The sequence below is a fragment of the Micromonospora sp. DT41 genome, assembly GCF_049841715.1.
In the GTDB taxonomy this organism is placed as follows: Bacteria; Actinomycetota; Actinomycetes; order Mycobacteriales; family Micromonosporaceae; genus Micromonospora; species Micromonospora profundi.
On the sequence record NZ_JBNCKU010000014.1, the window covers coordinates 12,518 to 39,111 of the forward strand.

19 protein-coding genes are annotated in these 26,594 nt (G+C 68.6%); 13 read left to right on the top strand and 6 right to left on the bottom strand.

The window, feature by feature from the left end; all coding sequences use genetic code 11:
* Positions 1-24 precede the first annotated feature (24 nt).
* From ACLQ23_RS23935 to ACLQ23_RS23945, 3 genes are read left to right on the top strand one after another with little or no spacing between them, the layout of a single operon-like run.
* The gene (locus ACLQ23_RS23935; protein ID WP_425881116.1) at positions 25-6,453 is read left to right on the top strand and encodes a DEAD/DEAH box helicase; all 6,429 of its coding nucleotides are present in this window, start codon (positions 25-27) and stop codon (positions 6,451-6,453) included.
* Positions 6,450-8,633: a UvrD-helicase domain-containing protein gene (locus ACLQ23_RS23940; RefSeq protein WP_425881117.1), complete on the top strand. Its 2,184-nt coding sequence runs from the start codon at positions 6,450-6,452 to the stop codon at positions 8,631-8,633. Before ACLQ23_RS23935 ends, ACLQ23_RS23940 begins: the two co-directional genes overlap by 4 nt.
* Before the next feature lie 37 nt (positions 8,634-8,670).
* Positions 8,671-9,606, top strand: a complete 936-nt coding sequence (locus ACLQ23_RS23945; RefSeq protein WP_425881118.1) for a serine/threonine-protein kinase — start codon at positions 8,671-8,673, stop codon at positions 9,604-9,606.
* A 22-nt stretch (positions 9,607-9,628) separates the two neighbouring features.
* Here ACLQ23_RS23945 and ACLQ23_RS23950 read toward each other — a convergent pair whose 3' ends face one another.
* The 3 genes from ACLQ23_RS23950 to ACLQ23_RS23960 all read right to left on the bottom strand — a co-directional run bounded on the left by ACLQ23_RS23950 (position 9,629) and on the right by ACLQ23_RS23960 (position 13,643).
* On the bottom strand, positions 9,629-12,625 hold the full coding sequence (locus ACLQ23_RS23950; RefSeq protein WP_425881119.1) for an N-6 DNA methylase: 2,997 nt from the start codon (positions 12,623-12,625) through the stop codon (positions 9,629-9,631).
* Positions 12,626-12,817: 192 nt separating this feature from the next.
* Positions 12,818-13,258, bottom strand: coding sequence for a hypothetical protein (locus tag ACLQ23_RS23955; RefSeq protein WP_425881120.1), 441 nt, complete (start codon positions 13,256-13,258; stop codon positions 12,818-12,820).
* A 181-nt stretch (positions 13,259-13,439) separates the two neighbouring features.
* Positions 13,440-13,643, bottom strand: a complete 204-nt coding sequence (locus ACLQ23_RS23960; RefSeq protein ID WP_425881121.1) for a DUF397 domain-containing protein — start codon at positions 13,641-13,643, stop codon at positions 13,440-13,442.
* 67 nt (positions 13,644-13,710) lie between these two features.
* Here ACLQ23_RS23960 and ACLQ23_RS23965 point away from each other — a divergent pair, with 67 nt between their 5' ends.
* From ACLQ23_RS23965 to ACLQ23_RS24005, 9 genes are all read left to right on the top strand, one after another.
* A complete protein-coding gene (locus ACLQ23_RS23965) occupies positions 13,711-13,962 on the top strand; it encodes a hypothetical protein (RefSeq protein WP_387133050.1) in 252 nt (83 codons plus the stop codon).
* A 226-nt stretch (positions 13,963-14,188) separates the two neighbouring features.
* Positions 14,189-14,455, top strand: coding sequence for a hypothetical protein (locus tag ACLQ23_RS23970; protein WP_425881122.1), 267 nt, complete (start codon positions 14,189-14,191; stop codon positions 14,453-14,455).
* Positions 14,456-14,464: 9 nt separating this feature from the next.
* A complete protein-coding gene (locus tag ACLQ23_RS23975; protein WP_425881123.1) occupies positions 14,465-15,424 on the top strand; it encodes a hypothetical protein in 960 nt (319 codons plus the stop codon).
* 738 nt (positions 15,425-16,162) lie between these two features.
* On the top strand, positions 16,163-16,537 hold the full coding sequence (locus ACLQ23_RS23980; RefSeq protein ID WP_425881124.1) for a hypothetical protein: 375 nt from the start codon (positions 16,163-16,165) through the stop codon (positions 16,535-16,537).
* Positions 16,538-16,802: 265 nt separating this feature from the next.
* Entirely contained in the window at positions 16,803-17,225 is a 423-nt protein-coding gene (locus tag ACLQ23_RS23985; protein WP_355588712.1) for a YbaB/EbfC family DNA-binding protein, read from the top strand.
* Entirely contained in the window at positions 17,222-17,533 is a 312-nt protein-coding gene (locus ACLQ23_RS23990; RefSeq protein WP_425881125.1) for a WXG100 family type VII secretion target, read from the top strand. Before ACLQ23_RS23985 ends, ACLQ23_RS23990 begins: the two co-directional genes overlap by 4 nt.
* Positions 17,534-17,537: 4 nt before the next feature.
* Positions 17,538-18,026: a hypothetical protein gene (locus ACLQ23_RS23995; protein WP_425881126.1), complete on the top strand. Its 489-nt coding sequence runs from the start codon at positions 17,538-17,540 to the stop codon at positions 18,024-18,026.
* Complete coding sequence (locus ACLQ23_RS24000) at positions 18,019-18,576, top strand: hypothetical protein (RefSeq protein WP_377665286.1); 558 nt, start codon at positions 18,019-18,021, stop codon at positions 18,574-18,576. The genes ACLQ23_RS23995 and ACLQ23_RS24000 overlap by 8 nt, the downstream gene beginning before the upstream one ends.
* Positions 18,577-18,578: 2 nt before the next feature.
* Positions 18,579-19,040 carry a hypothetical protein gene (locus tag ACLQ23_RS24005; RefSeq protein WP_425881127.1) on the top strand — a complete coding sequence of 154 codons (462 nt, stop codon included), beginning with the start codon at positions 18,579-18,581 and terminating at the stop codon, positions 19,038-19,040.
* A 17-nt stretch (positions 19,041-19,057) separates the two neighbouring features.
* On the opposite strand, the gene ACLQ23_RS24010 is transcribed toward ACLQ23_RS24005, so the two are convergent.
* Entirely contained in the window at positions 19,058-19,402 is a 345-nt protein-coding gene (locus ACLQ23_RS24010) for a cupin domain-containing protein (protein ID WP_167944117.1), read from the bottom strand.
* Positions 19,403-19,561: 159 nt separating this feature from the next.
* Between ACLQ23_RS24010 and ACLQ23_RS24015 the strand changes: the two genes are divergently transcribed.
* The gene (locus ACLQ23_RS24015) at positions 19,562-25,516 is read left to right on the top strand and encodes a DUF4011 domain-containing protein (protein ID WP_425881128.1); all 5,955 of its coding nucleotides are present in this window, start codon (positions 19,562-19,564) and stop codon (positions 25,514-25,516) included.
* Positions 25,517-25,558: 42 nt separating this feature from the next.
* Here the strand turns inward: ACLQ23_RS24015 and ACLQ23_RS24020 are convergent, their stop codons facing one another.
* A complete protein-coding gene (locus ACLQ23_RS24020) occupies positions 25,559-26,074 on the bottom strand; it encodes a Uma2 family endonuclease (protein ID WP_355588723.1) in 516 nt (171 codons plus the stop codon).
* Positions 26,075-26,254: 180 nt separating this feature from the next.
* Complete coding sequence (locus tag ACLQ23_RS24025; protein WP_425881129.1) at positions 26,255-26,545, bottom strand: hypothetical protein; 291 nt, start codon at positions 26,543-26,545, stop codon at positions 26,255-26,257.
* Positions 26,546-26,594: the final 49 nt, after the last annotated feature.

Below are 26,594 nucleotides of genomic sequence, written 5' to 3' on the forward strand. Positions count from 1 at the left end.
GTAGCATGCGGCGGTGATCCGCTCATGAGGCCTACCCTCGCCGCAGACACCCTGCGCCGAACCCTCACCCAGTACCTGACCACCACCTTCGGCTTGACCGAGGACGGCGTACGTCATGGTCTGGAGGGTTTCCTCTCCCACCCGGAGCAGGGCATCTTCCGCGGCCCGTACCTGCGGATCCGCACCCCCTTCCGCCCGGCGGACGGCGACTGGCGGGCGCACCTGGACTGGGCGCCGGCCGACTTCACTCCTTACCTGCACCAGGCGAACGCCTTTGCCCGGTTGTCGACGAAGGGCAGGGCGGCCGAGCCGACCCTGATCACCACCGGCACGGGCTCGGGCAAGACGGAGTCGTTCCTGATCCCGGTGCTTGACCACTGCCGGCGGCAGAAGCAGCAGGGCCGGGCAGGGGTGAAGGCAATCCTGCTCTACCCGATGAACGCCCTCGCGACGGACCAGACGCAGCGCATCAACGAGCTGCTCACCGACCCGGCGCTCAGCCAGGTCACCGCCGGTCTCTACATCGGCGACGTCGCGGCCATCGAATACCCGCACGTGTTCACCAAGCGGTCGGAGATGCGCCGCACACCGCCGGACATTTTGATCACCAACTACAAGATGCTGGACCTGTTGCTCCAGCGCGCCGACGACCTGCCGCTCTGGGAGGGCGCTGAGCCGGCGTACGTGGTGTTGGACGAGTTCCACACCTACGACGGCGCGCAGGGGACCGACGTGGCGATGCTGCTGCGCCGACTCGCTGCCGCGCTCAACCTCGACGAGCCGGAGCGGCCGTTGGGACCGATCTGCCCGGTGGCCACCTCCGCGACCCTCGGTGAGGGCGGCGGTCGGGACGACCGCACCGCGATCCGCGAGGTCGCCGAGCAGGTTTTCGGCGTCGCCTTCGACGCCGGGTCCCTGGTGGGGGAGGACCGGTACGAAGCCGGCGAGTTCGTCGCCCGCCAGGACTTCAGCCTGCCGCTGCCCACCCCGGAGCAGCTCGCGGCCGTCGACGACCGCGACCCCGAGGCGATGATGGCCGAGGTCGCCGAGCTGGTCGTCGACGAGCGCTGCCTCGACAACCCGACCCGCCTCGGCGAACTGCTGCGCCAGCATCCGTTGACGAAGGCGGTGCTTGACTCGCTCCAGGCGCGGCCGTGCACGTTCGACGAGATTATCGACGTGCTGCCCCGGAAGAACGCCACCGGCTGGGGCAGCGTGATGAAGACCCCGCCCGAGATCACGGCGAAGGCCCTCGCCCGGTTCGTCGGCCTGCTCTCCGTCGCGCAGAACCCGGCGGCTCCCGGCCGCCCGCTGCTCAACATCGAAACCCACCTCTGGGCACGCGCCGTCTCCCGCCTGCTGCGGGGCACCTCCCACCAGGCTGCCTTCGGCTGGTACGGCGAAGCGCCGCGCGAGCTGGACCCGTACGCTACCGATGCGGACGTGGTCGTGGCCGACAACCGTTACCCCCGGCTGCCGGCCATTTACTGCCGGCACTGCGGCCGCTCCGGATGGATGGCGTTGTCGCCGGAGAAGGACCCGCAGGAGCTGGAGACCGACCCGGACAAGATCTACCGAGCCAGCGTCGGTCGGGACAAGCGTCGGGTCCGCGCGCTGATCGCCGCCACCGGAGACGAGGTACGCCAGCGCTCCCGTGGCCTGCTGGTCCTGGAGTACGGCCGCCGGGTGCGCCCCTTCGACGAGCAACGTGACCGCAAGCCGACCGACGACGCGATCGTCGTGCTCGGCGACGTTCTCGACATCGACGGTGCTGAGAAGGACCGCTGCCCGTCCTGCGAGCTGGACCACGGCATCCGCTTCCTCGGCGCAGGCCTGGCCACCCTCGCCTCGGTGGCGATCACGCAGCTCTTCACCGGCGGGGAGCTTGACGAGGCCGAGAAGAAGACATTGCTCTTCAACGACTCGCTCCAGGATGCCGCCCACCGCGCCGGTTTCGTCGCTAACCGCTCCTACTCGTTCTCGCTGCGCTCCCTCCTCGCCAGTCGATTGGAGCCCGGCGAGTCCGTAGGGCTCGACGACCTTTTCGCCAAGATGATCGAGGCGGCGGCGCAGCCGGAGATCCTCTCCACCGTCGTACCGCCGGACCTGCACGACCAGCCCGGTGTCGACAGCCTGCTCGCCGGCGAGCACACCGGCAGCCGCGAGACCTGGGAGCTGATCAGTGAGCGGCTCGTATTCGCCACCGTGATGGAGACCGGGCTGCGCTCCCGCCAGGGCCGCACTCTGGAGTTGACCCGCAGCGTCGCCGTTGAGGTGGCCCTCGAAGATCCGGCGCGGGCCGCCGCGATCTGCCGGGACGTCCACCTCACCGGCCCCCGTCACCTGACCGGTATGGCGCCGGACGACGCCCGCTACCTCGCCTTCCTCCGCGGTCTGCTGGAACGGCTGCGTGTCCGGGGTGCGGTGTTCCACGAGTGGCTGGTGCCGTACCTAAAGCGCGGTGGCACCCGGTGGCAGATCTGGGGTGGTCGCCCCGCCGGTATGCCCGCGTTCCCGAAGGGCCTGTCTGCGCCCGCTTTCCTGCTCGCGACGCCGAAGTCCCGCTCGGAGTTCGACGTGATCACCGCGCGGGGCAACTGGTACCAGGACTGGACCTCGCGCTGCCTCGGCCTCGACTCCGGAGACGCTGCCGGCTTCCTCACCCGCCTGCTGCCGGCGCTCGCCGCCGCCGACGTGGTCGCCGCCGGCGACACCGAGGACGGCAACACGGTGTACGGGCTGATGCCCGGCCATCTGCGGGTGACCCGACTCGACGACGCGTCCGCTGTGACCGCCGGAGTCGGCTGCGACACCTGCCACTGGCAGCAGACGGAGCACTCCGATCGGGTCGTCGACTGGATCGGACAGCCGTGCCGCCAGTACCGCTGCCGTGGCCAACTCCAGGCCGCCCACGACGACACCGCAGCCGACGACTACTACCGGCGGCTCTACCTGGACCGACCGGTGTTCCGGGTGGTCACCGGCGAACACACCGGCATGCTCACCCGTGCCCAGCGGGAGACGGTGGAGAAGCAGTTCCGCGACGGCGAGCGCTACACCGACCCCAACGTGCTCTCCTGCACTCCCACTCTGGAGATGGGCATCGACATCGGGGCTCTCTCCGCGGTGGTGCTGGCGTCGCTCCCGCACGGGCCGGCCAACTACGTCCAGCGGGCCGGTCGCGCCGGCCGCAAGAGCGGCAACGCGCTCGTGCTGACCCTGGTCGGGCGAACGGAGCGGGATCGCTACTACCTCACCGACCCCCGCGACATGATCGCCGGCCAGATCGTCCCGCCGGGCTGTTTCCTGTCAGCCGTGGAGATCCTGCGCCGCCAGTACCTGGCTCACCTGATCGACCGGGCCGCCCGCGGGCGCCTGGCCGGAGTGGTGCCGATGCCACGGCGGGCGCACGTGCTGTTCGGTCCGACCGGTTGGCTGACCGGCCTCGCCGAGGCTGGCCGTCGCGACGGCGGCCGGCTGGTGGAGGAGTTCCTGGCCCTCTTCGGCGACAAGGTCCTGCGGGCCGCCGCCGACCAGCTGCGTGAGTTCGCGGTGGACGGCATCGCCCACCGGGTCAAGGAAGCCGACGAGGCCTGGGAGTTCCGGTTGGCTGACCTGCGTCGCCGGATGCAGGAGCTTGCCACCGCCCGGGGCACGCTGGTGCCCAGCGACCCGGACCACGCCCGCGAGATCAAGATGTTGAAAGCGGAGGAGGGCGCGGTCCGCCGCCGCCTGCGGGAGGTCAGCGCGGCTGCCGCCCACAGCACCCTGGTCGAGTTCGGTCTGCTGCCCAACTATGCGCTCATCGACAGCCGGACCGACCTGGAAGCCACGCTGACCTGGGAGGACAAGACCGACGGCGACCGCCGGTTTCACAGCGAACTTCGCGAGTACGCGCGCCCCGCCCGCCAGGCGCTGGTCGAGATCGCTCCCGGCAACAGCTACTACGTACGGGGCTACAAACACGAGATCTCGGGGCTCGACGTCGGCCCGGCCGACCGACCGGCGTACGAGCAGTGGCGCGTCTGTGCCCAGTGCGGCTACGTCCGTACCCATCTCGCCAAGGAGGACACCAGCGCGTGCCCGCGTTGCACGGACCTGGGAATCGCCGACCACGGCCGACTCTTCCAGGTTCTCCAACCGACCCGGGTGCTCAGCCGGGACAAGCGCGACGATGCCCGCATCCGTGACGACAGCGACGACCGGGACCGGCGCTTCTACGCCACCACGGTCGCAGTCGACGTGGACCCGGCGAAGGTCGATTCGTCCTGGCGGCACGCTCACGACACGTTCGGTGTCGACTACAGCCGGCGCGCGATGATCCGGCACTTCAACCTGGGTGCGCAGCGCTACGACCGGGCAGCTGAACTCTTCGCGGGCGAGGAGGTGCGGATCAACCGGTTCCACACCTGTACCTCCTGCGGCGGGACCACGGTCGATGGTGCCCCGGCGGTGAGCCAACAACTCGCCGCGCAGGCCTCCGGCTCCACCGTCGTGCAGGGTGCCGAACACCACCGGCCCTGGTGTCCCTACCGGCGTTCGCCGGCTGCCGCAGACGCCCATGTCGATCTGATCCTCGCCCACGAGTTGGAGACCGAGGCGCTGCGCATCCTGATCCCCGCCGCGACGGCCGTCGTGCAGGAGCGCATCGCGTCGTTTGCCGCTGCCATCCGCCTCGGCATCGCCGCGCAGTACGGCGGAGACCCCGCGCACCTTCAGGCCGTATCGGCCACCATGCCGGACGGGCAGAGCGACGGGACGCGCAACTTCGTGGTCGTCTACGACACCCAGCCGCAGGGCACCGGCTATCTGCACCGCCTTGCCAAGCCTGAGGAGTTTCGCGCGGTCCTGGAGCTCGCGCGGCAGCGAATCGCCGACTGCGTCTGTCGACACGAAGGCAGGGCGGTGTGTCACCGCTGCCTCCTGCGCCACGCTCGCAACGAGCACTTCGCCTTGATGAGCCGAGACGAGGCGTTGGGGATGCTCGACAAGCTCCTCGACACCTGGGACGTGCAGGAGGGCACCCGCACGGACGAGATCTCGCTGATCCATCAGGTGGAGAGCGAGCTGGAGATGCGTTTCCTCACCAAGCTGTTGGCGCTTGGCGAGACGCCCAACTCCGGTCTGCGAATCGATCGACGGACCGACCACGATGGTGCCCGCATCGCCGACCTGCGGTTCGTTCGCGACAACGGTCAGAGCGTCACCCACTGGCAGATGAAGCTGCAGAACACCGTCCGAGGCACTCGGCCCGACGTTCACTTCAAACGCCTCGACGCACCCTCGCCCGAGGTGGCCGTCTACCTCGACGGCTTCAAATACCACGCCTCGTTGCAGTACAACCGGCTCGCCGACGACGCCGAGAAGCGAGCCCGGTTGCGCGCCCACGGCTACCTGGTCTTCGCCGCCACCTGGGACGACGTCAAGACCTGGGGGTCCACGGACGGGCAGGGACGGTGGACGCCGTATGGCGGGATGAGTAAACAGGCTGCCCGGGAGAGATACCGACAGTTCCTTCCCGGCGCTGATCCGGATGAGCTGGAGGAAACCGTCTGGGTCAACCCGATCGAGCAGCTGATGCGCTTTCTCGCTGATCCCGATCTCACCCGATGGCAGCGTCGCGCGGAAGCCACCTTGGCAGGCCTGCTGAAGCAGGCTCGGGACAATACCGCCACCGACTCCAGTGGGGTGGGAGAGCGACTGCTGGCCGCGCTGCGCGGCGAACCGCTGCCCGGGCCGGATGCACGCCACATCATGATCGCCCGGGGAAGGGACAACGCGGACTGCGCGGTGACCCTTGTCGTCGACGGGCGCAGCAAGCCGCTACCGACGTGGTCGGCGCTGACAGTCCTCGACGACCTGACGGTCGCCTTGTCCGGGGCGGGACACAAGGAGCGCTGGGCAGCGTGGCTGGCCTGGGGCAACGTTATCCAGTTCCTTGCCTATGGCGGCGGTGACGCCGGCCAACTCGCCGTGTCCGCCCTCGACACCTTCGAGCCGGCTTCGATGGCAGTCACCGAGGGCACCGGGCTTGTGCTGGCTCAACGCGCGCTACCGCTGGACGGGGAGACGGCAACCTGGCTTGGCGTCGCGGCCCAACCGGCTGCCACCGCAGCGGCAATGCTCGACACGGAGTCGCCGTGGCGGGACATCCTGCGCTATCTGGACCCGGACGAGAACACCTTGGACCATCTCGTCCAGCAACTCGCCCGGCAGGATCTGCCCGCACCGATTGTCGGCTACGAGTTGGGCGATCAGGGCTGGCAGGCCGAGCTGGCCTGGCCTGACCGGCGGATCGCCATCGTGCTCACCGGCCCGTCCGACGACCCGGAGACGGAGGACCGTGACCGGGCGTACGCGGACGCGGGCTGGCACGCCCGCACTGCTCGGGAATGGTCGGTTGACGAGCTGGCGGCAGCGATCAAGGCGACAAGCGGGGGAGACCGTCGATGAACACCGGAGCAACAACCCTGCGGATGCTGGACCGCGCCGACAAAGAAGTCATGAAGCTCACCCGCGCCGACATCGGAGCGGTCTACGAGTTCATGCACAAGTTCCGTCACAACCCGGACAACCCGGGGCTCAACCTGAAGGCGCTCAACAGCGACTCCCGACTGATGTCCGCCCGGGTGAACAAGGACTATCGCGCGCTGCTGCTGCACATCGCCGAGCGCGACTATCTGCTCGTCGCGGTCAAGCACCGCGGCGAGGTGTACGACGACCTCAGCCGTTACGCGTACCGAATCAACCGGATCACCGGCGGCATCGAGGTCGTCGACATGGCGCCCGTCGGTGACAGCATCATCGGTCGCGTCGTGCCGCCGGATGTCGAACCGGAACCTGCGCAAAAGCCATTGTTCCAGGCGTATACCGACGCCCAGTTGCTGGAACTCGGCGTCTCGGAGCCGCTGCTGCCGCAGATCCGGGAATTGACGACCGAAGCGCAGCTTTTGGAACTGCTCGACCGGGCGCCGCAGCTCACGACCGACGTGCTCTTCGCGCTCTTCGACGGCACCCCCTACGACGACGTGCTTCAACAGGTCACCGACCCGGTACGCGCCGACGAGCCGGTCGACCCCGAGGACTTCGAGGCAGCGGTGGAACGTCCCGCCACGCAGGTGACCTCCGACGACGAGGCGCTGCAGGCGATGCTCGGCGAGGCCTTCGAACGGTGGCAGATCTTCCTGCACCCCACCCAGCGGAAGCTTGTCGAGCGCCGTTACAACGGCCCTGCGAGGGTCGGTGGTGGCCCGGGTACCGGCAAGACGATCGTCGCCCTGCATCGAGTGGCGCACCTTGCCCGGCAGTTGCCGCCGGGGGCGGACAAGCCGATCCTGCTGACCACCTTCAACCGAAACCTTGCAGCCGATCTGCGTACCCGACTGATGGCGTTGGGCGGGCAGGAGTTGGTGTCTCGCGTCGACATCGTCAACATCGACCGGTTGGCAAGCCGGGTGGTGGCCGAAGCCAAGGCGGGGGGCAGCCGCCGGGTGGTGGACGACAATCGCGCCCTTGAAATGTGGGATGAGTTCCTCCTTGAAAGCGGAGAGACCGGCTGGGAGGCGGAGTTCCTTGCGGCTGAGTGGACCCAGGTGATTCTCGGTCAGGTGCTCAACTCGCGGACCGACTACTTCAAGGCCCGCCGCCCCAACCGTGGCCGCAGTCTCTCCCGGATCGAGCGGGACCAGATCTGGCAGCTGACCGAGCGCTTCACCACCTGGCTTGAGAACCGCGGCGTCTGGACCTGGCGCCAGGTGGCACAACGGGCCGCCCGCCTTGAGATGGACCGTACGTCCCAGAACACCGACGTCACCGGGGAGTTGTCCGGCGGGTTCTACCGGCCGCGCTATCGCCACGTGGTGGTCGACGAGGCGCAGGACCTCAGCGCCGCGCACTGGAAGATGCTGCGTGCCATGGTCGCGCCTGGCCCGGACGACATGTTCCTCACCGGTGACACCCATCAGCGCATCTACGACAACCACGTCACGTTGAGCAGTCTCGGTGTCAACATCCGCGGCCGATCCTCCCGGCTCACCCTGAGCTACCGCACCACCCGACAGATCCTCGCCGATGCCCTGCAGATCATGACCGGTGAGGTGTACGACGACCTCGACGGGGGTGAGGAGGACCTGGCGGGCTACCGGTCGCTGCTCCGCGGCGGCCGCCCGGTCTTTCGCGGTGCAGCGACGTGGGCTCAGGAGCGGGATCTGATCGTCGAGCAGTTGCGCAGTTGGGGCAGCCCGACGGATGGCTCGGTTGCCATCTGCGTACCGACCAAGGAACTGGCGACCGACGTCATCAGCCGGCTGCAGGCTGACGGGCTGGAGGTGGTGGAGATCGGCCCGGACGGGCCGAAGCGGCCTGGCGGCGTGCACATCGGCACGATGCACCGGTTCAAGGGGCTCGAGTACCAGCGCATGATCATCGCTGGGGTCAGCGACGGGTTGATGCCCCGACAGATGATCAATAGGTACCGGGACGCCGACCCGAAACGCTATCAACGTGAACGCCAGCGGGACCGATCGTTGCTCTTTGTCGCCGCCACCCGGTCGCGCGATGAGCTTGCGGTGTTCTGGCATGGCACACCCAGCCCGTTCCTGACCGGGCGCCTCGTACAACGGCAGCTAGCCTGACGGCCGCCCTGCTCAGGCGGGGTCGACCGTGCGATTCGTGGAGGTACGGGTGCAAGCGGGGGAGCGTATCGGTGACCGGTACGAGTTGACGTACCCGGTCGGGCGCGGAGGCATGGGTCAAGTCTGGGCCGGCTTCGACGAGAGACTGGACCGTCCCGTGGCGATCAAGTTTCTTCGGCAGATGGAGGTGCCGGAGGACGAGCGTGAGACAGCAGCGAAGCGTTTTAGGCGGGAGGCAAAAGCGACCGCCAGGCTCGACCATCCCGGCGTGCCTGCCGTACACGACCTGGGCGTGCACGGTGAAGACCTTTACCTCGTCATGCAGTTGGTGCCGGGGATCGTCCTCGGCGATCACATCGCCGAGCAGGAACGACTGCCTGTCGGTGAGGCGGCTTCCGTTGCCGCCCAGGTCTGTTCGGTTCTCGTGGCGGCCCATGCCGCCTCCCTCGTGCACCGCGACCTGAAGCCCCAGAACATCATGATCACTCCGTCCGGGGTGGTCAAAGTGCTCGACTTCGGCGTAGCCGCACTGCTTGGCCCCGCCCAAGCATCCCGCCTCACCGCGACCGGCCGAGCGCTCGGCACGCCGACCTACATCGCCCCGGAGCAGGCACAGGGAGGCACGGTAGGGCCTGCCGCCGACCTCTATGCCTTAGGCTGCATCCTTTTCGAGATGCTCAGCGGGAACCCTCCCTATGAGGCGGCGAACGCGCCAGACCTGATGCGCCGTCATATCGATTCGCCCATTCCCATTATCACCGAGTACCGATCGGACGTTCCCGACGACCTGGCGCACCTCATCTACTGCCTGCTGGCCAAGGATCCAGCGGAAAGGCCAGCGTCGGCCGGAGAGGTACAACAGCTCCTTGCGCCCTTCCTCGACGGCGGCGATACAGGGGCACTGGCCGCCCGCACACCTCACAAGCTCTCCGACACCGCGCCGCACTTCGCTGCCCTCCCGGTGTCGCTATGAATCGCCAACTTCCATCATGGGATTACCCGACCATCTCCGTGACGATGGCCTCGATCTTCGAGGTGGCGGGGTGCCGTGCGAGTTCGGCGCGGATTCGGCGGCGCAACGTCACAAAGTTCATGCCCTCGACGAGGCTGAGCCCGGCAACGGTCTGGTGCTGCTCACGGCCGAACTCCACAAGTTGTTGGTGCATTGGGTTCGCGTCGTCGTACTGGGGGATGGACAGGTCCCACACGTACTTGTCGATGTCGCGCTCATCTTTGCCGTAGGACATCATCGGTCGGGCAAGCTCCGTCAATACGGTGCTGTTCAGGATCGCGGACAGGAAGAGGCCCTCCTCCCGGGTCGCAATCGGGGCCCAGTAGAGCTTGTGGTCGATGATCGCGGCCGGGTCGTCGACAACGGCGGCGGCGACGTGCATGCCCGACTTGCCGTAAACCAGACGTAGCGGTGGTGCAGGAAACTGCGCGGTGAGCGCGCGATGGAAATTGAGCCGCCCGGCCAGGGTGAGACGAGCGCTGCTGCGATGCGTCTCCCAGGTGGTCTCGGCCTGCCGCCACCACTCGGCGAGGCCGAAGTAGTAGTCGAGTCGCGATCCGGGGCCGGTCATCAACGCGGACCCGTCGAGCGGCAGCACTGCTTCCTTCGCAGGCAGGATCCGGTACGGCACCAGGCTCTCGCCGAGTAGCACGCGCCGGATGAACTCGGCCTCTACTACGCCTTCGAGGGCGGGAAGCTCCTTCCACGGGGCCTTCTCGAGGTTGCTGCGCGCCGACCGTACGAAGCGACGGCCAGCACCAAGACCAAGCCGCCCGCCGGAATCCGTCTCGACAAAGAACAGGAACCTCGGCACGATCGTGGCGCCTTGGGTGAACCGTGGCTTGTACGGTGACCCGGTGCGGGCCGACTCGCCGGTGACCAGATCGGCGGCCTCGCGGGTGACGAGCGGTTCGACCAGGTGCCATGATTTGGCGTCCACTGGCACTTTGCCCGTCCACCGCTCGGTCACCGAGGGTAGACGCCGGTAGGTGCCCAGGGTGGCTCGGTCGCCGAACACGACGCCGGCGCCGCGGGGGAAGGGGTGGGGACGCAAGCGACGCAGGTCCCAGGAGCCGGTAAAGGCGACGCCGGCCGGTTCAGCAGTGTCCTCGTACCAACCGCTGCGGAAGCCCTCGAAGTAATCGCGATCGAGCACCGAGTTTGGCAGGACGAAGGCGAACGAGCCGTCGTCGCGAAGGTACTGCTGGACTGTTCTGGCCACGAAGAGGGCAGAGAGATCCTGGTTCGTGGCGAACTCGCGACCGTGCCACAGCCCGCGGCTGTGGGAAAGTTCTTTGAACCGTGTCTGCATGTCCCGTGGCATCTGACGGTAGGACAGCCACGGTGGGTTGCCGATCAGGACGTCCACTCGATTGTCGTCGATGGCTAGCCAGACCGGTCGGGCCAGGTTGCGCAGGTAGTAGCTCCAGATGTGGTCGCGGCCCTCGTCGTGCAGCCGGCACATCGCCTCGAAGGTGCTGAGGATCATCGGCTGGTCGTCGGGTCCGATCTTCATCCGGTGGAAGAACGCGGTCAGCGACGGCGGGCCGTTGCCTTCTTTCGGTTTCGCCGCGATGCCGGCGAGGCCCGCGACGATCTGGTCGAAGCGGCTCGGCTCGTTGAGCAGTTCCTTCGGGAAGCGCAGCCACTCCTCGACCTCGCTGGCGTTGTAGCCGGCGCTGATCCGTACGTGCTCCTCGGTGAAGAGGTCGCGTCGTTCCCGCCATTGCATGCTGTCGCCGAGATAAACCGGGATGGTGATCGCGTCGCGCTGATCGGTCAGCCGCTCGTGGCCGATGGCGAGCAGATAGGTCACCCGTGCGAGCGCCACGGCGACCGGGTGTAGATCGACACCAACCACGTGCTTGGTGAGTTGCGTCAACGCGGTGTCGAGCGGAACGGCCGCTGCCTCGGCGGCAGCAAGATACCGGCGTACGGCATGGAAGAGGAAGGTGCCGGAGCCGCAGGCGGGGTCCAGCACCCGTTGCCGCAGCGGATCGGTGACGACGGTGTCGACGAGATGCTCGGCGAGCCAGTCCGGGGTGTAGTACTCGCCCATCCGCTTACGCGTCTCGGCCCCGATCATCGACTCGTAGAGCACCTTCAGGATGTCGTGGTCAGCCCGCAGCCAGTCGAACCGGGCCAGCCGCCGTGTCAGCCCCTGGACGAATTCGCGACCACCGGGCACCTCCGTGGTCCAGCCGAAGAAGTCGTGCTCGACCACGCCGAGGATGCGGGCCTGGTCGAACCGTTGCCCAGTGATGAGGTCCTGCGGCTGCAGATCCATGGCGTCGATGCCGACGACCAGGTGCGCGATGATGTGCGCGCTGTTCATCAGCAGTGTGTGCTCGACGAAGAGGTCCGGATCGTCGACGAACTGCGTGCCGAGGGCGCTGTCCAACAACCCCGCCCAGAGCTGCCGTTTCAGCTGCACGGTCGGCACCTGTGCGTGCTCTTCGTAGAGTGCGGCGAGCGCGGCGCGATCCAGCTTGTGGGAGGTGCTCTCCGCACCGAGTCGGCGGGCAATCTCGGCGGGTGCCGGCCGGACCCGTTGACTCGTTGCCAGCACGCCTTCAAGCCAGTAGAAGAGGGCCAACCCGTCGGGGCGAGTGGCAGCCAACGCGTGGGTGTCGATGAGGGTCAGCGAGTCGCCGGCTAGCTGGTACGCACGCCAGGTCGCCCCGTCGGTGAGGACGCCGACGTACCGTTGACTGCGCTCGTGGCTCCGCGAGCGGACGTAACCGCCGAGCTGCCGCTCGGCCTCCTGCAGCGGACGTCCGTTCTGGAGCCGACGCTTGACCTCGATGACCGTGTAGCCCACTTCGATGTCGATGCGTCTGCCACCGCCGGCCGGAGCCTCGAGGTCAACGTCGAGGTGGGCCTCAGCGAGGCCGAAGTCGCCGGCCAGCAGGAGTTGTCGAATGTCGGCCTGCAGGGTTGCTTCGCTGCGGGCGGCACGGCGATCGGCGATTCGCGCCAACAACGGCTGCACCGAGGGGGGAAGACCGTCGGGCGCGGGCACCTCCGGTCTAGGTGGCTTCTGGCGGCTGGGGCTTCCATCTGGCGTACCGTCCGGGCGGGCCATGCACCAGTGTGGATCTGACGACTCCTCGGATTCAATAAAACTGCGAATCGCTGTCAGATTATGGACAGCTACGGTCAGTGATGGGATTCAGGTAGGCCTGGAACCCGAAAGTGTGGCCGGTAGGGTCGCATCCGCGCGCCGACCGATCACGCAGGAGGCTCCGACACGGCGACCCGGGCGCTGGAGGTCTGTAACGTCGTCGCCATCAAACAGCTCACCCCAGCGCTGGAGAAGGCCGCGGCGGAGGCGCCGACGCTGCTGTTCGTCCGTCAATCCAACACAGTGCTGCGCGACCTGGGCATCGACGACCAAGTGCTGCGTGCCGTCCGTACGATCACCGACAAGGTTCAGCTGGAAGCGTTCAGCAAGCTGCTGCCCGAGGGCCAGTTCGAGGTTCTGTAGTACCTGGCTGAGGGCTTCACACCGGATGAGGTCTACCGCGACGTGATGGCCGAGCGCCGGCCGGCGGACGACGCCGGAGCCGAGCGAGAGCCTGGCGGTGGCCATCGCCAACACGAAGAACCGCATCACCTTGGTGGCCCGACCAGACGAGCTCGCCGAGACTGCGGGTGGTGCACGCTCTCGAACCGATCAGTGGAGAGCCCCACCTCGCCGTCGTGCCGCCCACCGGACTTGGCCCGTGAGTGGTGACCGACTGGAGAAGGCTGCGCCCGCGCACGTGCCGGTGCACCATCGGTGAAGCCGACCTTTAGCTGGCGTGGCCCTCTCGTTTGGTAGCCGCGATGAAGTCGGCCCATGCCTGGGCGGTGAAGGTGAGTAGCGGGCCCGTGGAATCCTTCGAGTCGCGCACGGCGACGACGCCGGAGAGGTTGGTCGCGACCTCGACGCAGTTGCCGCCGTTGTCACCGCTGCGAATGCTTTTGCGCCAGTTGGCGCCGGTCACGTCAGTCATGCCGCATCTCCCCGATGAGCCTCTTGATCATGTCTCTTGGTCGCTGCACCGGGCGGGACAACACCAGATGAGCCAGCGGTACGTCATCCACCTGCCCGTCGTGGCCGCTGACCTGCCTGCCGCGCAGCGCCTGGCCCGGGTTGTCGGTCGCTGGATGCTGGTGCTGCCGATGGCAGACCCGGGGGAGACCACGGTCTCCGAAGAGGACGCGCAGTTCCTGCGCCACCGGGTGTTCTGCGATCTACGTCTGCCGAACGGCCGGCGCTGTCTGCTGCGCGATGGGCACGACGGTGAGTGCTCGCGCCGCCTACGCCGGTGACCGGATCGGATCCCTGGTCGGCCGTACACCAGGTTGAGGCCCGACCACGTTGATGCCGAGTCGCGCTTTCGTACCTTGCTCTGCCGGCCAGGCTCTGGTTGGCTGCCAGCCTGGCGACGTCGATTCGCTGACGTGTCGAACTGCCCTGTATTGAGATGACCGCTGCGTGGTGACTTCACACAGCGGTTTGCCGTGGCTCACAGGACCACTGACGGAGGGTAGCGACATGCGCGAGATCAAGATCTGTTTCGATTGTGACGATGCGGATCGGTACGCGGATATCGTCAACGCGATCTGGGCGCAGATGAATGCCACCGGCTGCGACTTCACCGTCACCCCCGACGAGCTGGCTGTGGCCCACGATCTGGACAAACGTTGGGACGACTACAGCCAGGTTTCCTGGAAGGACGGCGGCCGGCGCGGTACGCCACAGGCGATCGCAGGTGGGTCGGACCGAGCCGATGCGAGGGATGATGCCAAGTCGGACGGGTGACGCAGCGGAGTGAAACGCACGAAGGGCTCCACGGAGCACGCCTGCGTCAACTGCGGCGCCGTTGTCGATGGTCGAGCGAACTCCGGCCATCGTGGCCCGGACATCGCCTGGTACATCCACTGCCGCCCCTGCGCCGCCTCGGTCGCGGATCAGATGGAGCCGCTCAACCTGCTTCCGACGAGCAGCGATGCCGACATCCACCGGTGCCGACAGTGTGGCGGACACCGGGTCTGCCGTGCGGGATGGCGGACCCGATGCCACGTCTGTTTGGACGGGCGTTCTTCCGGCCTCGCTCTGGCGGCCGGCGAGCGGCTGCTGTCTGAGCTGCCCAATGACCCCGCGCTCGCGACTCAGCTGCTTCGGTTCGCCGGCCTGACCACCACGGACGCCATTTCGGCCCGGGTCGCCGCTGAGTTTCGGGCCGCCGTCGCGCTCGGTGAGGAACTCGACAGGCGGCGCCGCGACAGTTGGGCCGATTTGACCGTAGACGTCTACGGGCTTCCGTGGTTCGGCGAACGGAGGCGAGCCCTGACTCACGGGGGCTGGGGTGTCCACACCACCTGCGGGTCTTGGCAAAGGCTTCGCGTTCGGGACTGTCAAGCTTGCCCACCGGAGCCGGGGAGTCGATCGTTCGCGGTGCTGCGGGATACGCCTTACCTGCTCTATCTGGTCCAGCATCGCGGACTGCTGAAGTTCGGAGTCGGCGCTGCACCTCGGATTCGGGAGCATCTGAGGGCGGGGGCCAAGCTGGTGGAAGTCCGCGAGGGCCGGCATTGCGACGTTATCGCCGCCGAAGCCATCCTCAAGCGGCAGAAGCGTGAGGCTGCGATCCCGCTCAGGGTTTGGCGGACCTGGCGGATGCCGGCGTCGTTCGGAGCAGGCACGGAGGTTGTGCTCGCCACTGCGCAGATCCGGCTTGCGGATGTCCTGACCGACGGCCGAGACGTCACCGCTCGGTTTGGGCGGTAGGCGCGCTGGTGGAAACCGAGAAGGCAGAGGCTGCCATGGCCCGGAGCCCGTTCCTGACGCCGCCGGCGACCGAACCTGCCGATCGTCTACGCGCTGGAGCCGATGTCCGGGAATCGCAACTCGCGGCTCGCCAGGGCGAGTTGGCCGATCAGCTTGCCCAAGCCGAGGACACCAGAGGTGAACAGATACAGAACCAGATGATCCGTCCTCTCAATTGCCCGTTGGGCCGAGTGCCGGCGCGATCATGACGTCGCTAACGTGCGCAGCACGGAGGTGACGGGGATGGCCGTTCAGCGGTGGGACGCCCGGTTCGAGGGGGAGCAACTTGTCCTGCGGCGCTGGCGGTTGCTGCCGTGGCCGAAGGCCTACGTCAGGCGGATACCGCTGGCCGCGATCCGCGGTATTGGGTCAGTCACCGCCGCAGACCACGCGAAGCGACGCGCGCAACTCTCCGTTCAGGACGCTTTGGCCCCCCGCGTCATCGAGGTCATTCCCGTCAGGTTTACAGCGGAGCAGTGGACGTTCGCCGGCTGGTTCCTTGGAGGACGGCAAGCGGTCCGGACCGAGCCCCCGGGCCCCGCCTCGACGACACCGCCGGTCGGGGCGGCTCCGCCACGTCCGGGTGTCGAGGTCCCGGTGCAGTCGCGGAGAGGAGTGCGGCCCTCGGCAGCGGCGCAAGCCCACCTCTCGGCCAAGGCGGCCGCGCCCTCGCCGTCGCCTCTGCCAACCACCCCCGTCATGCGGGTCGACGATGGCAAGCGGCCGGTGTGGTTGTGGCTGCAGAACGGGAAGGTCCAGGGCTCTCTCGTGCCGGTGGCCGATGCCTCGCAACATTGGCTGAGTCCCGCCGATGTTGCCCATCTCCTGCTCGCCGACCTGTCGAGGACGATGCCGGCGATTCGCGCACTGACGGGCATCTCCGACAGCCAACAGGCGCTGGCTCAGCTACGGAGTTGGCAGCGGTCAGAACCGGTCGTCGTCAACCTGCGTGCCTCCGACCTTGCCGGACGGCGGGTGACGGAGGCGCTGCAGAAACCGGGCCGGAGCAACCCCGACGGCACCGTACGCACCGTTTCCGGCGGCCTTCCAAGTCTGAACAAGCGCCGGCGATGAGCTTGTCTTCGCCGGTCTCCTCGTAGGCGCGCTTGGCGCAGGGCTTGCCCTCGCTGGTCTCGCCGGCCCGGCCCCGGGCAGTGCCTTCAACCAGTTACGAGACGTTGGAGAGCTGGCACATCGACCGCCCCCTGTCACCACCGGGCTCAAGCCCTTGGAGCGCCGACAAGCCGCCAACTACCGCACCACCCACTGGCATCGGCCGAGACCCAGGCAGACGCGACGGGTCATCACCGATGGTGTTCGGCTGGTATTTTTCGGTGCTGTGCCGAACGATGCTCATCTCACCGGTCTGGACGCTCTGCTCAGCGAGACGCGACAGGCCCTAGAGGCGGCGCGCTCCCGTACGCCGGGCGAGGCGCCGGCCGACGAGGAACAGCCTGTCGGTCACGGCGAGGCGCTCGACGGCAAGGTCCGGGCGGCGGTTCGCGGTGGGCGCGTCGACGAGTTGACTGTCGATCCGAGGGTGATGCGGTTGCCGGCGCAGGATCTGATGGAGCACGTCAGGGCGGCGGTCAACGCTGCGCTCGACGACCTCGGCAGTCACCAGACCGAGCTACCGACCGTGGAGCTCGACAGCCTGGCCGGAGGGCTCCAGGAGGTCCAGGATCGATCGTTGCGGCAGATGGCCCAGATGAACGAGGCACTCCAGGACGTGGTGGCCCTGCTGAGGACACCACGACGGTGAGACCTCTGGATGTCGACTCGGAGCAGCTGCGGCAGGCGGCCGGCGGCGTGCAGCGGGCGGGTGAGCGCCTTGAGCAGCAGTGGCAGCGGCTGCGCGCGACAGCGGACGGCATGGGTGACATCTTCGGCGGTGACGACGTGGGTGGGCTGATCGGCGCGTCCTACCAGGCGGCCCAGCAGATCGCCGAGCAGTCGATCACGTCGGTGGTCGCGGCCTTCGCCGGCTTCGGCGACGGGCTCGCCAAGATGGGTACGGCCTACGACGAGGTCGAGTCCCGTAACGCCGCCCTCTTCGACAGGTTCGTCTGAGCCGATGGGCATTCAGATCCCCGGCGAGCTGTCTGGACTGCTGAACGAACTCGGCTATCTGTGGCCGGAGAGCGACGAGGAACGGCTCTTCGAGCTGGCTCAGGCGTGGATCGCGTTCGGCGCCGAGGCGGATGCCGCAGCTACCGACGCCACCGCGGCCGTCGCGCTGCTCGCTGGCAACGACGGCAGCGCTTTGGAAGCGTTCCGTGGCCAGTGGTCTGACTCCGATTCCGCTGCCGCCGTACTCCAGGATCTCGGCTTCGGTGCCCGTGCCGTTGGCGCCGCTCTGCTGGTCTGCGCGCTCGTCGTCCTCGCCCTGAAGATCAACGTCATCGTGCAGCTCACCTTGCTGGCCATCTCGATCGCGCAGGCCATCGCGACGGCGGCCCCGACGTTCGGTGCGTCCCTGTTGGAGATTCCGGTCTTCAAGAAGTTGGTCGACATCGCCATCGACTTCCTGATCGGCCAGGCACTGGAGGCGGTCCTTGGGTAGGCGCGGCCGCAAGGGCGCAGGCGACGCCGCCTCCGGAATCATCGCGAAGGCCGCGTCGGCGGCGATGCGCGAGGCCAAGGAGGTGGGGCCGAAGGCTGCCGACGACGCCGCCGAGGCCGCCCGACGGGCGGTCCCCGGCCCGGCCGGCAAGATCCCGCTCAAGCCGCCGAACTCGCGACACAACCTCGACAGCATCCGCCCCAAGAACCCCAGCAAAGAGGTCAACACGGTGGTTATGCCCGGGACCGACGTGGCCAAGGACCTCGACGACATCGCCGCCGGCCGCGCGAAGTGGGATCCGGACCGCCAACGGTACGAGGTGAACGGCCGCACCTACGCGGTGGAGCCGAGCGGCACTGTCTTCCCCGAGGCGGGGCCGGGACTCGAACAGCTCAGCCGAGCCGAGTACGGCGCGCTCAAGGAGTACATTGCCGCTGGTGGCGACATCGAGAAGGCCAAGGCGGCAATGGCTCGGAACCCGTTCCTGACCGAGGCCGCGCAGGAGCGCGCCCTCGACGTGTTCCGCCATCACAAGAGCCAACGGGGGTAGAGGTGCAGTACCAGATCCACTTCGAGGCCGAGTTGCCCGCCGACGCGCTGCGCCGGCACCTGCAACAGGACTACGGCATCGCCCCCGAGGCCGTGTACGTCGGTCGGATCGAGGACCGGGCGGTGGACGACCCCCGACCGGTGGCCATGTTCACCCCGCCCGACGAGGACGAGGAGTTCGGCTGGATCCTCACCGGCGACACCGAACTCGCCGACGCCACCGGCCGCAACGAGCGGGATCTCGCCATCAGCCTGGCGGGTACCTTCGGGGTGCGGGCACTTGTCGACGACGGCAGCGTCTATCCCGACCGGTGGCTGCTGGTCAGCTCCGACGGAAGCAGCGGCCGGGTCATGACCGACGAGGACGCCGCCGCCGACGGAGACCTGCGGATCGTGTACGCGCTGGAGCCGATCCCCGGGGAACCGCAGCTCGCCGTGGTACCACCGCCGGAGTGGGCGCGCTAGTAAAGACCTCGACCGCGCTACTCGGCTCGCCGACCCGGAGCGCGCGAGCCGTATGCCGGTCCGAACACCACAAGCAGCGCCAGGTCCTCGGTCACCTCGTCGAACCGGTGCTCCTCGCCAGCCGGCACGAAGATCACCGAACCCGGGCCAACGTCGGCTGTGCCGTCCGGCGTCACGATCCGGGCACGCCCTGCGGTGACCACGTAGATCTCGTCCTCGGTGTGTGGGCTCTGATCGTCGAGACCGCCCGCCGGGATGCAGTACGTTCCCACCGACAGGTCCGGCACACTCAGGTGTTCGACCCAGTCGTTGGCCGCCCCGGCGGGTGCGGTCCACCGGCCCGCGCCTTCGATGATCAGCATGGCGGAAGCCTAGAGCCTGCATCGACGTCGGTGCCAGGCTTCGAACTGGCTCAAGAACCTTCGCGCGTGAGGGCCCGATATAAGCCCGAGGGCCAGCTCGGCCGTGGTGGGTGACCGCTAGGCTGGCCCTCGCTGGTCTCGCCACCTGGAGAATCACCCATGTCCGACAGCGTGTTCGCGCAGTTCACCGCCGACGACGACCAGCTCGCCGTCGGGCTGCTCGTGCAGCCGGCGATCAACGCCGCCCTGGTGCACAACCGCGTGCCGTTGGTCCGGCACCTCACGCTCACCAACCGCAGCTCGGTGCCGTTGACCGACGTGACGCTGACGCTGGAGTTGCGCGGCCCGGACGGCGCGTTGACCGAGCCGTGGTCCCGTACGGTCACCACACCTCTGCGGCCCGGTGCGAGCACGAGTTGGGACGACTTCCGGGACTTCACGCCAGACCGTGGCCTGCTCTACCGCACCGGTGAGGCGTTCCCTGTCGACTACAGCCTCACCGTCGAGGCGGCCGACAACGCGCTGACGCTTGTCGCGCCATCGAAGGTGTTGGCGCACAACGAGTGGTTCAACAGTCCCGCCCTGTACGACACGCTGGCGGCGTTCGTGCAGCCGAACACCCGGGCGGTGGACGCGGTCCTGCGGGCTGCCGCGCAGATCCTGCTGGCACGGACGGGCTCCGGCTCGTTGCAGGGCTACCAGGACGGCTCGGAGCGGGCGTCGCTGATCGCCGGCGCCCTGTACGAGGCGCTGCGCCAGTTGGAGATCACGTACCAGATCCTGCCGGCGTCGTTCGAGAACAGTGGGCAGAAGGTCCGTACGACGGCCGCGGTGCTGGACGGGCGGTTGGGCAACTGCCTCGACCTGTCCGTCACGTACGCCGCGTGCCTGGAGGCGGCAGGGCTGCGCCCGCTCATCTTCATCAGCAAGGGCCACGCCTTCGGCGGTTTCCTGCTGGAGGAGGAACGGCTGGGCTCGACAGCGGTGACCGAGAGCAACCTGCTGATCTCGATGGTCGACTCCGGCCGGGCGGTGCCTGTGGAGTTGACCCGTGTCGGACCGGGCGAGCAGACCGCGACGTTCACCGAGGCGGTACGGGCCGGGCTCGGCCATTTCCGGGTCGAGAGTCATCTCCTGCACGGCGTCGTCGACGTACACCTGGCGCACCGTTCGGGGATCCGGCCGTTGCCGTCGGCCGACGAACTGGCGACGCCCGCCCCGGCGGACGCCGGGGCGACGCCGGAGATCAGCGCGTCCCTCGACCTTCCACCTGGCGTCGCGGCGTCGAAGCTGCGGCAGCTCGCCGACGACGGTGACGAGGTGGCGCAGCAGTCCGACGGCTCGCCGGCCCGCATCCAGCAGTGGAAGAAGTCGCTGCTCGACCTGAGTCTGCGCAATCCGCTGCTCAACCTGCCCAAGCGGGGTCGTGGCTTGGACCTGCACGTGCCGGCGGGCGCGTTGCCGCTGCTGGACGACCTGATCCACGACGGCAAGCAGGTGCAGATCATTCCCCAGGACGACATCAGCCGGGTCCAGGAGTTGGCCGGAGCGCGCCGGGCGCAGGAACTCGACGCCGAGATCCTGGCCAAGGAGCTGCGCACCGACCGGCGGGTGTACGGCGGGGTCACCGAAGCGCGCTACAAGACGGCGATGCGCACGCTGCAGCGTGAGGCGCGCACGATGGAGCAGGAGACCGGCAGCAACTACCTCTACCTGACCATCGGCACGCTCGTGCACACCAAGAGCACCGGGGCTGAGGCGTACGCGCCGCTGTTCCTGCTGCCGGTGCGTATCGAGGGTGGCAGCGGCCGTCGCCCGTACGCGATGGTCATCGATGGCACCGAGGTCGCCATCCCCAACCACTGCCTTGTCGAGTGGCTGCGGGTCAAGCACAGCGTCCGGATCCCGGAGTTGGAGCAGCCGGTCCTCGACGAGAACGGCATCGACATCGCCAAGACGCTCGCCGCGATCAACACCGGTCTGGTCGACAACCGGCTCAACTACCGCATCGACGAGACGGCAAGCCTGCGGCTGTTGCAGTTCTCCACGTTCCAGATGTGGCGGGACCTCACCGACCACTGGCCCCGGTTCATGGAGAACCCGGTCGTGCGGCACCTTGTCGAGTCATCCGGTGCCACGTTCGACGACCCGGCCCGCCCGGACGACGCCGAGGTGCTCGTCGACGAGGCGGACCTGCACCTGCCGATCCCCGCCGACGGCTCACAGATGCAGGCCATCGTGCGCGCCGAGCGTGGCCACTCGTTCGTCCTGGAGGGCCCGCCCGGCACCGGCAAGTCGCAGACCATCACCAACATGATCGCCCGTGCGGTCGCCTCCGGCCGGTCGGTGCTGTTCGTCGCCGAGAAGCAGGCCGCGTTGGAGGTGGTGAAGCGTCGGCTCAAGCAGGTCGGCCTCGGCCCGTTCGCGCTGGACCTGCACGGGCGCAAGCAGTCCCTCAACGCCATCCGCCAACAACTCCGCGACGCCCTCGACCAGCACGACCAGGCCGGCGACGGCACGTGGACGGCAGTGGAGACGGCCTACCGCACGCGCCTCGCCCCGCTGACCGAGTACCCGGTCCAGGTGCACACCCCCAACCCCGTCGGGATGTCGCTCTGGTCGGCCTACGAGCAGACCCTCGCGTACGGGGAGGGTCCGGTCGCCCCGATCCCGGTGAGCTATCTGCACGCGCCCGCCGACGCACGCGCCCGGGTCGAGACGACACTGCGGGAGTTCCCGGCGGCGGCACGCTCGGCCCGGGTCCGGGCGGCGCATCCCTGGGCGCTCAGTGGCTGCCGCACCCTCGACGGGCTGCACGGTGCCGCCGTCACCGAGATCGCCGCCGAGGTGGAAGCCCTGCGGGCGGACCTCGCCGCCCACCCGTACCTGATGGATCTGTTGCGGACGTTGCCCGCCCCGGAGGCCGTCGGCGAGCTGACGGCGGGCGCGTGGCTCGCCGTACGCGGAATGCTGCCGGACCGGCAGACCACGGTGCGGGCCGCCGATCGGCAGTGGGACGACGGCGTCAGCCGGCTTCAGGCGGACCTGGCGGCCTTCCGGCAGGGGTTCGCGGGTGAGCTGGCGAGTTTCCGCGCGGACGTCTTCGCCCGCCCCGAGTTGACGGCCTGGCACGTCGAGGCGCAGGAGGTGGCGAAGCGGCTGTTCGGCAAGCGCAAACGTCGGCAGGCCATCGTGGACCGGCTCGCGGTCCACCTGGTCGCCGGTGCGACGCTCGACGCCGACCAGGTGGAGGTGGCTGTCGGTCGGCTCGTCGCCGCCCAGGCGCAGGTCGCCGCGCTCCACGAGCGGTCGCTGGCGCTGGGTGGGCTGCGGCTACCGGCGTGGCAGCCCACCGACCCGGACGCGCAGGAACGGCTCGCGGAGGCGGTCGAGGCGACCCGGACCGGCCGGACCCTCCTGGCCCGGCACCCGGCGGCCTGGGAGCTGTTCGACAGCGGGTTCACCGACGTCGGCGCGGCCCTGCTCGACCGCGTCGCCTCCCGGTGGCGGGCCTGGCGTGGGGTGCTGCGCTCGGCCGGGCCGGAGCTGACCCTGTGGGCCGCCGGCACGCACTGGGTCGACGCCTGGCAGCGCGACGGCGCGGTGTGGCTACACGAGCTGCGTGCCGAAGAGCTGTTTCCGCTGCGCCGATGGGCCACCGTCCTGGGCCACGCCGACGTGCTCGCCTCGGCCGGTCTCACCGACTTCCGGGACCAGCTGCTCCGCGCCGAACTGCCCGCCGGGGTTGCCGAGGAGGTCTACCGCCGGGGAGTCGCCGCCGCGTCCCTCGCCGAGCGGGTACGGACGAACGGCCTCCAGTACTTCGACCCGGAACTGCACGACGACGAGATCAGCCAGTTCGAGGCCGCCGCCGGTGAGCTGCGGTCCGCGCTGCCGACGCAGTTGCCTGCCGTGCTGGTCCGTCGCCGGCCCTTCAGCCCCACCGACCGGCGGGGCCGCTTCGCCGACTTCGCCGCCGAGCTTCGCCGCAAGCGAGGTGGTCGGTCCTTCCGGGAGCTGTTCGAGCAGTACCCGGACGCGGTGCTCGCACTGACCCCGTGCGTGCTTGTCAGCCCCGCGTCGGCGGCGAACTTCCTGGCACCCGGCAGCCAACGCTTCGACCTGGTCATCTTCGACGAGGCGTCGCAGATCCGCGTCGCCGAGTCGATCGGCGCGATGGGTCGGGGCAGCGCCGTGGTGGTGGTCGGCGACTCCCGGCAGATGCCGCCCAGCAGCATCATGCAGGCCAGCCACACCGCCGACGAGGTCGACGAGGGCGACGGCCCGGTGCCGGAGGACCTGGAGAGCATCCTCAGCGAAGCCGTCGAATCGGGGCTGCCGCAGCGCTGGCTGTCCTGGCACTACCGCAGCCACGACGAGTCACTTATCGCCTTCTCCAACCGCTACTACTACGACAACAAGCTCTCCAGCCTCCCGTCGCCCGGCGCCAGCAGCACCGCAGGCGTCACCTGGCAGCGCGTCGACGGCCAGTACGACAGGGGCGGCGCACGGACCAACGACGTCGAGGCGCGGGCGATCCTCGCCGACATCACCCGTCGCCTGCACGACCCGGCCACCGCCAACCGGTCGATCGGCGTGGTCACCTTCAACATCCAGCAACGTGACCTCATCCTCAACCTGCTGGAGGAGAGCACCGACCCGATCATCCGCGAGCAACTCTCCGGGGCCGTCCCGGAGCCGATCTTCGTGAAGAACCTGGAGAACGTGCAGGGCGACGAGCGGGACGTCGTCCTGTTCTCCCTCGCCTTCTCCACCAACCCGGACACCGGCCAGCTCCCGCTGAACTTCGGCCCGCTCAGCCAGGCCGGCGGCGAGCGGCGGCTCAACGTGGCCATCACCCGCGCCCGCCGCCAGGTCGTCCTTTACTCGTCGTTCGACCCGTCGGACATCGACCTGTCCCGTACCTCCGCGCTGGGCACGCAGCACCTGCGGGCGTACTGCGAACTGGCCGCCGCAGGCGCGGACCGCCTGGGCGACCTGACCGCCGACCGCGCCGAGCGGCGCAGCCGCATCCGCGACGAGGTGGCCGCGGCGCTGCGCGAGCGCGGCCACGAGGTCCGCACGTCGCACGGCCTCTCCGACTTCACAGTCGACATCGCCGTACGCAAGCCGGGCTCGCCCCGGTGGCAGGTCGCCGTCATGCTCGACGGCCCGGACTGGAGTTCCCGGCCGACGGTGGCCGACCGGGACTCCGCACCCACCCTGCTCCGGTCGATCATGGGCTGGGCGGAGGTGGTCCGGTTCTGGCTGCCGGCGTGGATCCACGACCGGTCGGCAATGCTCGACCGGGTCGACGAGGCCGTCACCCGAGCCGAGACCCCCGCGACCGTCGAGCCGTCGGCCGTCGCACCGCCGCACGCGGACATCGAGCTGCCGCAACCGCGCCCGGCAGCAGACACCGAGCCGCCGCGCCCGGCACCGGCCGCCGAGTCACCGCCGCCGCGCCTCATGACCCAGGAAGAGCCACCTCCCGGTACGGCGACCGCGCCCGTCATCGCACTCGCCACCGCGCCGGCCGCCGACACCATCACGGTGAGCCCATTCATGCCGTACGCCCCGACGCCGCTCGGCGACCAGGCCGACCTCGACCTGCTCGCCACCGACCAGCGGGTACGCGCTCTGATGCGCGACGCGCTTCGCGACATCATCGACGCCGAAGGTCCCGTCGAGCAGCATCGGCTCGCCCGGCTGGCCCTCGCCCGCTTCGGGTTCCTGCGCACACGCGAGGACCGGCGCACCGCAGTGCTGGCGCTCGTCGACTCCCGCCGGCTCCACAACCACCCGACCCTGGGCCGGTACGCCTGGCCGGAAGGAGTCGACCCGCAGACGTACCGCGCGTACCGGGTCACCCAGGCGAGCAACGACAGGACGTTCGAGGAGGTGCCACCCGAGGAGGTGGCGAACGCCTTCGTCCACGTGCTCCAGGGTGTGCCCGGCATGGACGAGGAACGGCTGCTGCGCGCCGGCCTGGAACGGCTCGGCTACCGCCGCCGTACCGAGAAAATCGACAAGCTCCTCCGGTACGGCCTGCACGTGGCGGTAACCAGCGGCCGCCTCCGCCAGGACTCGGCTGGTCGCCTCACCCTGGCCTGACACGCAGCGTTACGACTGGGTGCCCTTCACTGTCGAAGCGCGTCAGCTCAGCCCGTGCTCGTCCAAGCTGGTGTTGAGGACCCACGCCAGAGGCATGGTCGCGCGGGCGACGTACTGGTCGCCCTCCAGACGGTTCATCGTCACCGTCTGTGCTGAGTCCTGGTCGACCACCCAGTATTGGGGAATCCCGGCCGCAGCGTATTCGCTGCGCTTGGTCACCGTGTCGACACCCTCGGAGCCGGGCGAAACGATCTCGACCACGAGGAGCACGTCGGCCACCGGCAACCAGACACCGTCTGCCTGCGCCTTGCTCCACACGACGAGATCAGGGATGCGTCCGCCGACACCGCCGTCACGACCCGGGATGCGTAGTCCGACAGCTTGAGCAACATGGTCCGCCGGAACGCCGCCCTGGGCGAGCCACACCATGAGCCGGGTCGCGATGATCGCGTGGGCGTATCCCGGCGGCGGCATGATCGAGACGACTCCCTCGGGGCTGATTTCGTACCGGTGGTTCTCGTCGGCGGCCATCATCGCCGTGAGGTCATCGAGCGTCACGACAGGGGGCATGTACCTGCCAACCGCCTCTGAGCTCATGGGCGCATCGTACCGGTTCGTCGCCGCCCCCTCGTCGTGGTGGCGCGCTGTGACGTGCACCTTCCGGCGCGTGCGATGCGGTCCGATGCGCGACGCAGTTGGCTGACGTGAGTCCGCGCCCGGCCACCGCTGAAGCTTGCGTTAGGTGACGAGACGGTATTCGGGGATGCCGCGGTTGCGCTCCTCGGTCGGCTCGCCCGTTGACCGTGCGGTGACTGTGACTCCGTCGGGGATGAGAGCCCGGGAGACGTAGATTCCCTCAAGGCAGGTGTCGCACCAGAACGAGACGTAGCCGTGCTCGGCGGCGGGCGGTGCGGTGAAGATGATGCGTAGGGTCCGGTGACCACAGTTCGGGCAGGCGAGACTCGATGTCGCCGGCAACTCACGGTAGACGATGTCGTACGCCGTGAGCCACTCATTGAACGTGGCCATCAGCGGGCTCCTTCCGGCCTGACGGAGTGGTTCCTCCACCACTGTTCTG